This is a genomic window from Bartonella sp. AP9QHHD, assembly GCF_042195625.1.
In the GTDB taxonomy this organism is placed as follows: Bacteria; Pseudomonadota; Alphaproteobacteria; order Rhizobiales; family Rhizobiaceae; genus Bartonella.
Genome location: NZ_JBHIOP010000055.1, coordinates 1 through 15,487, shown reverse-complemented (window position 1 = coordinate 15,487; position 15,487 = coordinate 1). Strand labels below are relative to the sequence as shown.

Below are 15,487 nucleotides of genomic sequence, written 5' to 3'. Positions count from 1 at the left end.
TTATCACGACATTTTCTAACTTGTTGTTGTCACTCTTGCTGTTTTCAAAAGAAGCCCCTGTCTCGGAAACAGTGATAGATCCTCCTGTCATTTGAATGACACCACTGTTTGCCTCAAGTCCGATTGCAGCTTCTTTAATTGTTGTATTGCCATGCAATTCAATTGTATTGTTGGGGCCGTTAGCCCATGCACCTTTTCCATTGCCATCTGCCATTAGAGTGGTATCTATGCCATCAATATATCCACTATTTGCTGCAACTAATGCATTTTTTTCCCAGTTACAGTTCCCCCAATCATCGTGATTTTGGATTGTGCACCATTTGCATTGAGGCCATATTCATCAGAGGACACTGTAACATTGTTCTTTAAAGTAATTGTAGAGCCTGTACCAGCGTATATTCCATGCTCTTTTGCATTAAAGTATCCTCCTGATACCGTTGTTTGAGAATTATCCAACGCTTCTATACCCACTTTTACTTGAGTAACTGTTACGTTTTCCAAGATGACTTTACTTTCCTTATAAAGAGCTATTCCTTTTTCCATTAAGTCATCTTTACTGCTCGTTATTGTCACATTTTTCAGCTTGTTTTTATCACTTTTGCTATCTTCGAGAAATAAGCCTACTGTAGGAGCAATAATACCTACTGCATTCATTTTTATTATACCACCGTCTGTTGCCATCACACCGATTTCTTTAGCCTTAATCGTTGATTCTGATAAGTCAAGAAAGCTATTAGGTTCGATAATGCGTACAGTGCTCAACCAGTCGTCCTCCATGTTTTTGCTGTCGTGAATTATTGCTAAATTTTTTCCAATTATTCCACTACCTTTTATCACTATTATACCGCCAACAGTGAAGTTGGATGCTTCCTCAGTTATTCCATGAAAATTCATTAAGATTTTTTCGGCTTTTACATTAGTATGAGCATTAAACAGCGCGATTGTCGCAACAGTTGTACAGGATAGTAAAAATTTTTTAGACATGAAGATTTTCCTTAACTTATAAGCCTCCGCATATTCTCTCCCCGCTTATAAAAAGGATAAAGAACACACAATTTTCATCGGGAGGTTATATTATTTTAACTTTTATATAAAATATTTATATAATTTTATACTTTATTTATTTTTACATTTATATAGTAAATTTATTATTTACTTGTATTCTATAATAAATTTTTATTAAATGGTTTTTTATTTTGTAAATAACTATGTAATTTATAATTTATAAAACAAATTATTAAATATAAACTATTATAATTTCAATCACATAATGAATTTAATATTTGTTTTCTGTATATCTAAAATATATTTATGTATATACTTAAATAATACTTATGATGATTGATAAAGCTTTAGCTCTTCTTTATGATTTCCTGAGCATTTTAGATAAATTGAGTACAAAGCATTGTGTTATGTTTGTTATGCCTGATTGGATTTTCTGCGCAAAAAGGTATTTTGCAGCAGATCTTCTGCCGTAAAGAGGTGAAGGGAATTCCTTTAAAGAAAAGCTAGTACATCTACTGCATGAAGAAGAAAGAGGTTTCTTTAAGGAATAAAAAGGACTTTAGCAGAAAAGAAAAGCAGGGTTTATTTACAAGAGGTAATATCAACAAAAGGGCTACATAATATTATAGAAAATTAAAAAAGCTGCACAATACAGAGTTGTGCAGCCTTTCTGTGCAAACGAACGGGAAAGCAACGCTCGCTTTTACACTTTTTTCAGTCTCATACGCTTGTACATGTGCTTTCCTTCTCATGTAGGGCACAGGCTGCTCTGCTTAAAATAAGAGGTTCCGAGAAGAATTTCCTTTCCTTAAAATTGATAGCGTATACCACCTGAAAACCTTGCACCACTTATACCAGTTTTCTGAAGCTTTTGTTGATAACTTACATCACCATGAAGGGAGAAGTTGTGAGACAGTTGCGCATTGATGCCAACGCCGCCTTCAATTGCAGGTCCCATAGGATCAAGGTCAAAATCTCTGCTAATCTGGATGGTACCATTATCACCAAAGGTTTTGATCAAGTTTACTTTTCCATAGAAAGACATTGGACGGTTGTTTTCAGTGGAAATAGTTTTTGTCAAACGTCCACCAACACGGATCAACCATTGAGAAGGATTGTTCATATCAACGGTAAAATTATCAGCATCTTCAATGGTATTAAACATCAAATGTTGATAGGTAATTTGTGCTTGTGGCTCAAATGTTAAATCTTCCATTCCAGCTGCAAACTCTTTGCCAACAGTGGTGGAGATACTAAACATTTTGGCGTTTTTCAATTTTGCGGTTTTACCAATGATAGCATTGGTGATATCTCCCTTTATTATCCCATAGGACAAGAGTGTATCCATATAGAAACCATTGTCATGCTGCACGCTTCCATAAGCTGTTAGTGACCATTTATCCAATGTGTTCTTACTGGCATCCGCTATGTCCTTTGGAGTGAAAGACAGCCGCCCATAGGTGCCTACAAGACCGAAATGTGTTGTGGTATTTTGTCCTTCTAATGCTGCGAATGTGACTCCGGCTTGGAGAGCAGCATAGCGGATATCAGCACCATAACCATATTTGAGAGGTCCGCGTTCAGAAGATAAGGTTCCTGTGTTTCCGTAAGTATAGAGGAAGAAACCGGTTTGTTTTTCCTCTTCTTTTCCTAAGACAGATGTTCTGATATTGGCTAAAAGCGCGTTTTGTTTAGCCATATCGGTTAATCCACTATAGAAGAGAGCATTTGGCATGACCAAATAGCTTGCTGTTTGTGGTACAGGGGCAACGGTAGGGATATTTGTTTCAGGATCAGGATTTGAACCAGAATTGGAGTCAAGCAGTTCGGGTTGTAAACGGAAATCCCAGAAATTTTCATTCTTTTCATCAAAGAGGTTTTGTGCAATATCGGCTTTGCCTTGGCTTGAGTCTGGTCCATAGGCATGTAGTGTATACATATCCGGTAAGCCACCTCTTGTGGTATAGCCATTTACTAGTTTGAAAGAGTTTTCTTCTGCTTTTCCAGAAACTTGAATGAGTGAAAGACCCCGGACATTGGCAGCAGCAGAGGTATTTGCTTCGATATTGTTCTCTTCTAAGCGCCCCGTGACATAAACTGATGTGTTGCCTGAGACGTTCCCATTGATCAAAAGCCTATCGGTTTTTTGGTCATTTATTGCAGCACCATCACTCCAAGCCGTGTTGAAGTAAATCTTTGCATCACCCGTTGCATTGTAGACTTCTTGCGTGTCTGGTTTACCAGAACCTATATGCAATGTTTGGTAATGATCTTCGGTTGGTCCATTAAAGATAATAGAGCTGTTATCGAGATTAAGCGTGGAAATATCAGAACGAGATCTTTGAGCGATATCAAGAAGATTGCCATCATCATCTTTTTCATTTTTGTTGATTTTCAACGTCCATTTTGTATTGTTTTTTAGATCAAAGTGCACATTTCTGTCTTTAGCAATATTTGCTCTACCCTCTAAAATAGACTGATCTGCGCTTAAGGTGAAGGTGCCATTGGAGATCGCTTTAACCTCTTTATCATCCCACAAATCTTTATCTTTCCATGACGCTTTGTCCCAAGCAATACCATTTCCTAGTAAAACATCGGCATGGACTTCTGATTTTTTAAGATTGACTGTGCCGATTGATGGAGCTGTAGCATCTTCGATGCTTTTTTCAACAACAGCTCCGATGAAAATTCCTGTGCCATTTTCAGCATGAATCTCTGCATTGGTCAGATTGATCTCATTACTATGATATTTTTGTGGATCATGCGAGCCATTTGGATTATCATCGGAGAAAGTTGCGAATTGTAAACCGGCAACTTCTACTGTGGCAGAAACATCTGTCAGATCAATATGTCCGCCATTTATTACAACCAGCGCAGCCATTTTTGCTTCTATTTTATTTTTTTTCCCATTCTGAGGAGTGTCGGATTGGGGATCTAGACCTTTAGAATTAGTATCAATAGCGCCATTAACCATCTTAATTGTGCCATCTTCACCAGTAGCGAGACCAATACCAACATTTTGAATAGTTGTTTTGCCATTTAATTCAACTATACTATCGGCCTCCCAAGTGCTTACACCAACGGTTGCTGCTTCGGACTCACCACCGATTATTGTTAAATCTCCGCTAATGATTTTACTCCCATCATCTGCATAAAGACCTTCATCAAAATTTTGAATGGTTGTTTTGCCAGTTAACTGAATTTCACTCCCAGAGCCCGATGTCCATACACCAGATCGTGCTTCATTGGGGTTGTCATTAATTGCTTTACCACCGACTATTGTTAAATCTCCGCTAACGATTTTGCCACCATTAAAGGCTTCAAGACCGACAAAAACTTTTTCAATGGTTGTATAACCCTTTAATTGAACTTCACTATTGGGATCAATGGCTGTTATACCAGAAGTACCGTATTCTTGGTTTTCATAAGCAGTTATTGTTAAATCTTCGCTGGTGATTTTACCACCTTTTTCTGCTCTCAGTCCATCTCTAACTTTTTCAATGCTTGTTTTGCCTTTTAATTCAATTATGCTTCCAAAGCCATTGGCATTTGCACCGTTTCCGAAGTTATTGGTTGTTAGAGTAACATCCGTAATTTCAATACGTCCACCATTTTCTGTAAATAATGCGTCTTCATGTCCATTCAAACTTCCTCCTATGACAGCCCCTCCTTTCATGGTGATCTTGGATTCTATACCATCTGCATGGAGTGCATTACCCTTAGATGATGCGACTGTAACATTGTTGTTTAAAGTAATGATGCTGCCGTTTCCAGCATATACCCCATCAGTTTCCCCATCGAGTGATCCTCCAGACACTGTTATTGTCGAGTGATCATCTGCAAATATGCCTTTTAGTGCTTGAGTTACGGTTACATTGTTCAAGGTTACTGTGCTGTTTTTAGCACTTATTCCTAAGGATAGTGAACTGTTATCGTTTTCACTCGATATTACTACGTCTTCCAGCTTGTTTTTTTTACTCTTACTGTCAGAAAAGGAAGCACCAGTGCTAGATAAAATGCCAGATGAGGAGGCCTCCATTCCAGAATATGTAATTGTTCCCTTAGTCATTTGAAGTGTAGCACCGTCTTTGGCTTCAAGTCCTAAGAAAATACCAGAACCAGTGCCTTTAATGGTTGTGCCATCCAGTAACTCAATCGCACTGTTAGCACCTTCTGCTGTTACAGCATAGACGGTTTGGTTTGTGCCTTGGTTTATATCTTTATTCGTAACAATGGTTAAATGTTTTCCAATGATTTTGCCACCGTCTTTTGCGTGAATAGTTTCGTAGGTTTTATCGGATACTTCTTGTTGTTTTCCCTCAGAAACTACGAGGGTTTCAGCATGTGCACTGAACTGGATGTTGAACAGGATAATAGCGGCTGCAGCCGTACATGATAAAAGGGATGTTTTATACACTAGTATTCTCCTTATGAGAGCCCCAAAATATTCATTTCCCCGCGAACTTCATAAGAAGAAGTGAAAATGGATAGTTGTTATTACTTTCAGTAATTGTCTTTATTTGGTAAGACATTTTTGGTTTTTTGTCAAAATTAAAAAATAATTGATATTAATTATGTCTAATACAAAATGTATTTATAATGGATTTTATTTAAAGAATTATAATTTTGAATATTATTATTCAGAGAAATATTGTGAGATACTGATATAGTGGTACCATGACATCTTTTACGTGATGGTAGGGATTATTATATGACGCAAATTGGGGTTATGAGGGAACAAAAAAGGATGTAGAAGAAGCTTGTAAAAAAGCTAACTTACTTGGGCTTAAAGTGGGCTTTCATCTTTCAACCCAGTTGCCAATTCACGGGCTTGTTTTAAAGAGACATCTCTTAAAGCACCCAAGCCCATTTCGCGACGCCGCCCATGAATGGTATAACGATACAGCCATTGAGCACCTCCATCTTTACGCTTATGGAGAAGCAAGCCGGCACCATCATTATATTTGCCAGCTCCCAATGTTGCGACAGCCCTTGCATTAAGACGATTCATAAGAACCATTTTTACTCCTTTCTGCTATAGTTTTTACCCACACATCAACCCCGCTTGTGACGTGCAAGCAAGTGATTTTGATTGATTCAAGATACACAGATTTAAGATGAGAGAATCTTACGTTATTCAGGGTTCTCATTCAATATGAATAACGCTAGATTATGATTATAAATCAATGCCTTGAACACTTGTGGTATTAATTTATTTCTAATAGACTTCTCTTTTTTTCAAAGTAGGAAGTACTCTTCATCCACTGGGGATGGAAGTGCTCTGTTGCGTTTGTTGTGTCTTGTCTTGGAGATTTTCGTAAAGAACTAAGTATAAAGAGGGGAGGGTGCTTTAAAAGGAAAAAGGATGACTTTAATGTACAAAAGGGGCAGCATACTGTGCTGCCCTTTTTGTTAAATTGAATAGAATGAATAGGCTATTTTTACAGCCTTGTTTTAAAACTGATAGCGTATGCCGCCTGAGAAATTTGCTCCAGATATACCAGTTTTCTGAAGCTTTTGTTGATAACTTACATCACCATGAAGGGAGAAATTGTGAGACAGTTGCGCATTGATGCCAACGCCGCCTTCAATTGCAGGTCCCATAGGATCAAGGTCAAAATCTCTGCCAATCTGGATGGTACCATTATCACCAAAGGTTTTGATCAAGTTTACTTTTCCATAGAAAGACATTGGACGGTTGCTTTCAGTGGAAATGGTTTTTGTCAAACGTCCACCAACACGGATCAACCATTGAGAAGGATTTTTCATATCAACGGTAAAATTATCAGCATCTTCAATGGTATTAAACATCAAATGTTGATAGGCAATTTGTGCTTGTGGCTCAAATGTTAAACTTTCCATTCCGGTTGCAAACTCTTTGCCAACAGTGGTGGAGATACTCAACATTTTGGCATTTTGCAATTTTGCGGTTTTGCCAATGATAGCATTGCCGATATCTCCTTTTAGAATTCCATAGGATAACAGTGTATCCATATAGAAACCATTGTCATGCTGCACGCTGCCATAAGCTGTTAGTGACCATTTATCCAATGTGTTCTTACTGGCATCCGCTATGTCCTTTGGAGTGAAAGACAGCCGCCCATAGGTGCCTACAAGACCGAAATGTGTTGTGGTATTTTGTCCTTCTAATGCTGCGAATGTGACTCCGGCTTGGAGAGCAGCATAGCGGATATCAGCACCATAACCATATTTGAGAGGTCCGCGTTCAGAAGATAAGGTTCCTGTGTTTCCGTAAGTATAGAGGAAGAAACCGGTTTGTTTTTCCTCTTCTTTTCCTAAGACAGATGTTCTGATATTGGCTAAAAGCGCGTTTTGTTTAGCCATATCCGTTAATCCACTATAGAAGAGAGCATTTGGCATGACTAAGTAACTGGCCGTTTGTGCTACAGGGACGATCACACTTGGACCAGAACCAGAATCCGTTTCAAGAATTTCTTTATGTAAGCGGAAATCCCAGAAATTTTCATTCTTCTCATCAAAGAGGCTTTGTGCAACATCGGCTGTACCGTGGCTTGACTCTGGTCCATAGGCCGTTAGCGTATATTTATAAGGCAAACGATTTCTTGTGGTATAGCCATTTACGAGTTTGAAAGAGTCTTCTCGTGCTTTTCCAGATACTTGAATGAGCGAGAGGCCACCTATATTGGAAGGATCAGCAGCATTGACTACACTACTTTCATCTCCTGAATCGCTTTTGATATAAACTGTTGTGGAGCCTGAGACATCACCGTGGATCAAAAGTCTATCGGTTTTTTGATCGGCACTTGCTACGCCATCACTCCAAGCAATGTTGAAGTAAATCTTTGCGTCACCAGAGGCGTTGTAGACTTCTTGCGTATCTGGTTTACCAGAACCTATATGCAATGTGTGATAATGATCTTCTGTTGGTCCATTAAAGATAATAGAGCTGTTATCGAGATTAAGCGTAGAAATATCGGAACGAGATCTTTGAGCAATATCAAGCAGATTGCCATCAGCATCTTTTTCTTTTGTACTGGTCTTTAGTGTCCATGTTGTCTTGTTTTTTAGATCAAAATGTACATTTCTGTCTTTAGCAATATTCGCTCTGCCTTCTAAAGTTGAATGATCAGCGCTTAATGTGAAGGTGCCATTGGAGATCGCTTTAACCTCTTTATTGTTCCAATAATTGTCATTTTTCCAAGATTTTGGATCTTCAAAAAGACCATCTCCTAACAATACATCAGCATGGATTTCTGAATTTTTGAGATTTGCTGTACCGATTGATAAAGTTGGAATATCTTCAATGTTATCGTTAGTGAAAGCTCCAATGAAAATTCCAGTACCATTTTCAGCGTGAATATCTGCATTGGTTAAATTGATTTCACTATTTTGATGTTTTTGCGGATCATTTGATTCATCGGTTTTGGTATTAGGGAGAGCTAAGAACTGCAAGCCGCTGATTCCTGCTGTTACAGAAACATCTTTGAGATCAATATGTCCATTAGCTGCCGCCCATAGTGCAACTTTTTTGCTTCTATTTTATTTTTTATTGTATTCTCTGCTGCTCCAATATAACCATTCGTCATCTTAATTGTGCTATTATTTCCTGCAAAAAGACCAACATCAAAATTTTGAATGATTGTTTTACCATTTAATTCGATTGCACTATCAGACTCCGCAACGTTTACAGCAACGGTTTGTTGTTTACTTTCACCACCAGTTATTGTTAAATCTCCGCTAATGATTTTACTTCCACCGTCTGCATAAAACCCTTCATCGACATTTTGAATGGTTGTTTTGCCCATTAACCTAACTTCACTACCAGAGTCCGATGTCCATATACCAGTGCGCTCGTTGTCGGGGCCTTCAAGTGCTTCACCACCGATTATCGATAAGTTTTCGCTAATGATTTTACCACCGTTAACTGCTCCAAGGCCGTCCAAAGTATTGTTAATTATTGTATCACCATGCAATTGAATTGTGCTGTCATTGCCACTTACAAATGCACCGCTTCCTTTTCCCTCTGTTGTTAGAGCAACATCTGTGGCATCAATATGCCCACCGTTGATTGCGAATAACGCTGTTTTGTTCGCGGCTACGGATCCTCCCGTCATTATGATCTTAGATCCTGAACCGTCTGCAAGGAGTCCTTCGCCATTAGATGATATAATGTTAGCATTGTTTTTTAAGATAATCGTACTGCTGGCTTCGGCGCTTCCTCCTACATCATGTCCACTAAATGATCCTCCTGAGACCGTTATTGTTGAGTGATCATTTGCAACTATACTGGCGGCTGCTTGAGTCACTGTTACATCTTTTAAAGTGACGGTACTTTTATCTGCTTTTATTCCAAAGTTCAGTAACGCATCGTCTTTATTATTCGATATCTTCACACCTTCTAGCTTGTTTTCACCGCTGTTACTGTTTAAAAAGCCGGCACCAACTAGAGAAGTTTTAATGGTCCCTCCAGTCATGTTTATTGCGCCACCATCGTTTGTTGTAAGTCCAATTTCACTATTACTAATCGTTGTTCCTTCAAGCAATTCAACTACACTGCCTTCGCCATTAGAAAATACACCAGACGATATATCTTCGTCACCTAGAGATACATCTGTAACATTTAGAGACACATTTGTGACCGTAATATGTCCACCATTTTCAGCAACCAATGCATTACCTTTCCCCGTGACGGTTCCTCCCGTCATGCTGATGGTGGAGTTTGAACTATTTGCATAGAGTCCAATGTTATCAGATGATGTAATGTTTGCATTGTTGGTTAAAGTGATGGCGCTGCCGTTTTGAGCAGATATTGTTGTATTTTGTGCATGAAATGATCCTCCTGAGGCTGTTATTGTCGAGTGATCATCTGCAACTAAGGCATTGGTTGCTTGCATGACGGTTACATCTTTTAAAGTGACGGTACTTTTATCTGCTTTTATTCCAAAGTTCAGTAACGCATCGTCTTTACTATTCGATATCTTTACACCTTCTAGCTTGTTTTCGCTGTTGTTACTGTTTAAGAAGCCAGCACCAACTAGAGAAGTTTTAATGGCTCCTCCAGTCATCTTGATTGCACCATCGTTTAGTGCTTGAAGCCCGAGTGCACTATTACTAATAGTTGTATTTCCAAGTAATTCAATTACACTGCCTTCACCAACAGAAAATACACCAGACGATATATAGTCGTCACTTGGAGCCACATCTGTGACAGTTAGAGCTACATCTGCAACAATAATATGTCCACCATTTTCAGCAACCAATGCATTACCTTTCCCCGTGACAGTTCCTCCCGTCATTGTGATGGTGGATTTTGAACCTTCTGCATAGAGTCCAACATTATCAGATGATGTAATGTTTGCATCATTGGTTAAAGTGATAGTGCTGCCGCTTTTAGCAGATATTGTTGTATTTTGTGCATGAAATGATCCTCCCGAGATTGTTATTGTCGAATCATTCTCTGCAAATATACCGGCGGCTGCTTGAGTCACTGTTACATCTTTTAAAGTAACGGTACTTTTATCTGCTTTTATCCCAAAGTTCAGTGGCGTATCGTCTTTATCACTCGATATTGTCACATTTTCTAGTTTGTTTTCATGACTGTTACTGTTTAAGAAGCCAGCACCAGCTGCAGAAGCTGTAATGGTTCCTCCAATCATCTTGATTGCGCCATCATTTTGGAATGCAAGCCCGATTGCACTACCACTAATTGTGGTCTTTCCAAGCAATTCAATTACACTATTTGCGCCATTAGAAAATACACCAAATGACTTATCGCTATCATTTGTTTTTAGGGTAACATCTGTAACAGTAATATGACCACCATCTTCAGCAACCAAAGCACTCGCTTTTCCCGTGACGTTTCCTTCTATCATTGTGATGGAGGAGTTTGAATCTTTAGCATATAATCCAACATCATCAGATGATGTAATTTTTGCACCGTTTGTTAAAGTGATGGCGCTGCCGTTTTGAGCAGATATTGTTGCATTTTGTGCATGAAATGATCCTCCCGAGATTGTTATTGTCGAATCATGATCTGCAAATATACCGGCGGCTGCTTGAGTCACTGTTACATCTTTTAAAGTGACGGTACCTTTATCTGCTTTTATTCCAAAGTTCAGTGGCGCATCGTCTTTACCACTCGATATTGTCACATTTTCTAGTTTGTTTTCACGGCTGTTACTGTTTAAGAAGCCAGCACCAGCTGCAGAAGCTGTAATGGTTCCCCCAGTCATCTTGATTACACCACCGTTTTGTGCTTGAAGCCCGATTGCACTATCACTAATCGTTGTCTTTCCAAGTAATTCAATCATGCTACCAAGGTCATCAGAAGCTACACCAAGTCCATCACCATTTGTTTTTAGGGTGACATCTGTAACAGTAATATGGCCACCGTATGTTGTCGTTACTGCTTCCTCTTTCGCTGTAATGCTCCCTCCTGTCATTTCGATGATGGACTTTGAACCTTCCGCATAGAGTCCAGCATCGTTATATGATGTAATTTTTGCACCGCCAGTTAAAGTGATGTTGCCGCCGTTTTGAGCAAATATTGCTGCTTTTTCTGCATCAAATGATCCTCCTAAGACTTTTACTGTGGAATCATATGCATCTATGGCAGTTTGTGCTTGCGTCACTGTTACATTATTTAAAGTGACATTACTGTTAGTTGCCTTGATTCCATTGATTAGTGGCGCATCATCTTTCCCACTTGATGTCACTACATCTTTCAGTTCGTTTTCTTTGCTCTTGCTATCTAAAAAGAATGCACCAACTTTGGACGCTGTAATGCTTCCCCCAGTCATTGCGATTGCGCCACTTTCTTGTGTTTTTAACCCGATTGTCGCATCATTGATCTTTGTATCAGATAATTCAATCACACTGTTTTCACCTTGAGACAATGCGCCGAATCCACTCTCAATTTTAGTACCCTTATTATATGCAGGGTTATCCCCTTCTGTAGTAGGTGCACTTGTGGTATCTTCCTTAGCTGTTAGAGTACCACCCGTGATTTTAATATGACCACCGTCGTTTGTATACAATGCTGCGTCTTTTCCAGTTACGCTTCCCCCAGTCATTTTTATGGTGGTATTTTCATCATCGGCATGGAGTCCGTTACCATTAGATGAGGTAATGTTAGTACCGCCATCTACAGTAATGGTGGTGCCGCCCATAGCATATACGCCATCCATTTTACCTTCGAATGATCCTCCGGATACTATAACTTGAGAAACGACATCCGCAAGTATACCAGTTTCTGCTTGCTTAACTGTTACATTTTCTAAAGTGATAAAACTTTCGTTGTTTATTTCTATTCCAAGGAGTGATGATGCTTCATTTTTATTATCTGATATCACTACATTTTGTAGTATATTTCTACTATTCTTACTATCATCAATATAAACACCAGTTTGAGAAGCTGTAATGTTCCCCCCAGTCAGGTTGATGTTAGCGCCGTCTTTTACAGAAATACCAAAACGAACATCAGAATCAGTGCCTTGAATATTTAAGCCATTTAATTCAAGCGCACTGTTAGCACCTTCAACTGTTACAACATATTTATCGCTACCTGTGTCTGTATTTGTGTTTTTATTTCCAGTTACAGTTACAGTACTGCCGGTGATTTTTCCTTTGTCTTTTACATAAATAGTCTCGTACGTTTTTCCGGATATATCTTTTTCTTCGTTGGCAACGCCAAGAGTTTCAGCATGTGCAGTGAACTGGATGTTGAATAGTATGATAGCAGCCGCAGCTGTGCATGATAAAAGGGATGTTTTATACACTAGTATTCTCCTTATGAGAGCCCCCAAATATTCATTTCCCCGCAAACTTCATAAGAAGAAGTGAAAATGGATAGTTGTTATTAATTTCGATAATTGTCTTTATTTGGTAAGATATTTTTGGTTTTTTGTCAAAATTAAAAAACAAATGATATTAAATTTGTATTAATTTATATTTAACACACAATGTGTTTGTAATTATTTATATTATATAATTAAATTTACTGTAAATCTATATTATAGAAATTATAAATATTATTATAATACTTACATAAGTTATATTATTTTTTTATAAAGTAATAATAGTATTTTCTGTAATACTTCTGCATTTTTATAACTTGTCAAAGTAAGTGATGACGGTAATAATCAAACACTATTGCTAGCACTTTTGATTAGTTATACCTTATTTATCATAATATTCTAATATATTTGATCTTGATATCCAAAGGAGTTGGGTGCTCTAGTATAAGAATACATTCTTTCTCCTGTTGGGGATATTTTAATAGTATACGACTAAGTTTTTATAAGCTGTTGATGTATCGATGACATTTGAAAGAGCCAGAGCCCAAGCTTATAAATCTTAATCAATGAAGATGCTTCAAGTTGAAGGCTTGAAATCAACAGTGCTTTTATATCATCAAAGTGCACCTTCATTGAAGGATTATTGCTTTCGTTATTTCGAATTTTTGACATATTTTTGACAATAAAATCTAAAAAATTGCTTCTGAGGAATTTTTTAATATAATATGTAACGTTTTTATGGCGATAGGTTTATGAGATATAAAGTTGAATTGGTAATCACCGTGATTGCTTTTACTCTCTCTGGTTGTTTTAATCTTGATTCTGAAAAAATAAAAAGAGACAAGAGGCTTTATCATGATGCATTCATGGATTGGTCGATGAAAGAAAAGTCTCTTACAAAAAATTATACTGCTATCATTATGGCTGATCCGCAACCGTGGCGTTTAAACTCTGGTGATGCCAATGGAATATCAAACAGAGAGCCATGGTTAAAGATAAATGAGCAGGTTGCTGGTGTGATAAAAGCGCACAAAGCTGCATTCCATATTGTCAATGGTGATCTGACGGAGTTTGGACAACAAAAAAACTATGATGATTATGAAAATGTTTATAAAACTCTTGGAGCACCTGTCTATGAGGGGCTAGGGAATCACGATTATGCCAATAATGTTGGTAATTGTACAAATCCTCAAGAATTCAGCTTTTACAAAGATGCTTGTGCTATAAGTGCAGTTTCAAGAATGGTATCGGAAATCAAAAAATACCGTAGTCAATTATCGCATTTCAATGCAGATGTTACTGAAAGCTTGGTTCCCATTTCGGGTGGAAATATTCGCTCGATAAGGGGGAGTTTGAGTTATTCTTGGGATTATGGAGATGTTCACTATGTGCAGCTTCACAATTATCCAAGCTATACGGTTGGTTTGAAGGGGCAGTCTACAGAAGTGCAAATCAATAAATCTTTAGATTGGCTTAGGAACGATTTAGCTGCTGCTGATGCAAGAGGTAAAGTGACAATCATTAATTTTCATGATGCGCGTGCTGCTTCCATTGATGGTGAATCCTTTTTTATTCGTAAAAAGAATGCTAAAGATTTGTCGGTCTTTAAGTCAATTATTACCTCTCATAATGTTAAAGCAATCTTCGTGGGTCACACGCATTATCAGTCTTATTGCCGTGCGAAAAATGATAAGGTTTTTGGAAATATCCCTATCTATACAGCTGGTGCGCTTTTTAATGGAGATTATTACCTCATAGATGTGAAAGGCAAGACCATTCACGTTAAAGCCTATAATGGAGAAATAGGAAAACCGCTTTTAATTAAAGATCTTGGTGTTATAGGGAAAGACACCCAATTTTCGGCAAGTTGCAGTAAGTTATAATAGGATTTGTTTCTTTGTCTTAAAGCATGAGGGAAAAAACGTGTTATATGTGCGGACTTGAAGAGCAGTAGGAGTGTCTAAATGTTATTTAGGAATAGAGTGAAAAATCAGACATATTTTTTTTCAAAGCTGCTAAGATTTCAGGTTATACGCTATAAGTGCAATGGTTTAATGTGAACTGAGCTTTAATACAAAGCAGAATAATGGTTTGTTATTCTATTTTTCTTTTTAGGCTTTCATCTTTGAAGAAAGGGGAGTTTGTCAAGGGTGTGTTCATAATTTGCTAGCACATGTTGTCCAGAATTATCAAGAAGGCTGTTTCTATTAGTTTGTTGCGGTATAATTATCAAGTTATGCCCTTTGTTAGAGTTTATAATATCTACTCATGGGCAACTCTTTTCTTTTTCATAAGAAAAGCTTTTTATTTTGATCAATTTTTTACTTATAATCTTCAAACAATTGATGTTTTGTGATGCTATATAATTTCTCTTGATTAACCGTATGAACTTTTAGTTGTATTACAATTTTATCTTCTTCTTTTATACGTAAGTAAATCGTTACAATAATATGATACAAATATTGGAGTCTGTTTATAGCTGTTATGGTCTCATGCAATTATCCTTAGATGACTCTCACGTGTTTTGGCAGTTTTATCTTTGCTTTGAGAGAGGTGTAAAAAGGGGATTTTAAGAAGTTCCAGTTTAGAAAGAGCTTTTTTGCCCGTGAAAAGCTCTCTGATGCTGCCAAGGCTGGTATGGAACAAGCGGGCGAAGATCTGGCTAATTCGATTGTCGATGGCTTTATGTCGTCTATCTCACAATT

The 15,487-nt window shown here is 37.8% G+C and carries 4 protein-coding genes and 3 pseudogenes; 1 reads left to right on the top strand and 6 read right to left on the bottom strand.

Features of this window, described 5'->3' with window-relative positions:
• From ACFIK4_RS04335 to ACFIK4_RS04310, 6 genes and pseudogenes are all read right to left on the bottom strand, one after another.
• Positions 1 to 214, bottom strand: a 214-nt coding sequence (locus ACFIK4_RS04335; protein ID WP_375675121.1) for a hypothetical protein, incomplete at its 3' end; no start/stop codon positions are given.
• A 44-nt stretch (positions 215 to 258) separates the two neighbouring features.
• The gene (locus ACFIK4_RS04330) at positions 259 to 984 is read right to left on the bottom strand and encodes a right-handed parallel beta-helix repeat-containing protein (protein ID WP_375675119.1); all 726 of its coding nucleotides are present in this window, start codon (positions 982 to 984) and stop codon (positions 259 to 261) included.
• An 829-nt stretch (positions 985 to 1,813) separates the two neighbouring features.
• Entirely contained in the window at positions 1,814 to 5,422 is a 3,609-nt protein-coding gene (locus tag ACFIK4_RS04325) for an autotransporter outer membrane beta-barrel domain-containing protein (RefSeq protein WP_375675117.1), read from the bottom strand.
• Between the two features lie 396 nt (positions 5,423 to 5,818).
• Positions 5,819 to 6,025, bottom strand: a pseudogene (locus ACFIK4_RS04320) (Arm DNA-binding domain-containing protein); the annotation flags it as partial.
• A 434-nt stretch (positions 6,026 to 6,459) separates the two neighbouring features.
• A pseudogene (locus ACFIK4_RS04315) lies at positions 6,460 to 9,773 on the bottom strand (autotransporter outer membrane beta-barrel domain-containing protein).
• 633 nt (positions 9,774 to 10,406) lie between these two features.
• Positions 10,407 to 12,764, bottom strand: a pseudogene (locus ACFIK4_RS04310) (NosD domain-containing protein); the annotation flags it as partial.
• 770 nt (positions 12,765 to 13,534) lie between these two features.
• Here ACFIK4_RS04310 and ACFIK4_RS04305 point away from each other — a divergent pair.
• Positions 13,535 to 14,665, top strand: coding sequence for a metallophosphoesterase (locus ACFIK4_RS04305; RefSeq protein ID WP_375632454.1), 1,131 nt, complete (start codon positions 13,535 to 13,537; stop codon positions 14,663 to 14,665).
• Positions 14,666 to 15,487: the final 822 nt, after the last annotated feature.

Bases quoted from the DNA above. Each gene is read 5' to 3' on its own strand.
- ACFIK4_RS04330 (WP_375675119.1), bottom strand. From the start codon at position 984: ATGTCTAAAAAATTTTTACTATCCTGTACAACTGTTGCGACAATCGCG.
- ACFIK4_RS04305 (WP_375632454.1), top strand. From the start codon at position 13,535: ATGAGATATAAAGTTGAATTGGTAATCACCGTGATTGCTTTTACTCTC.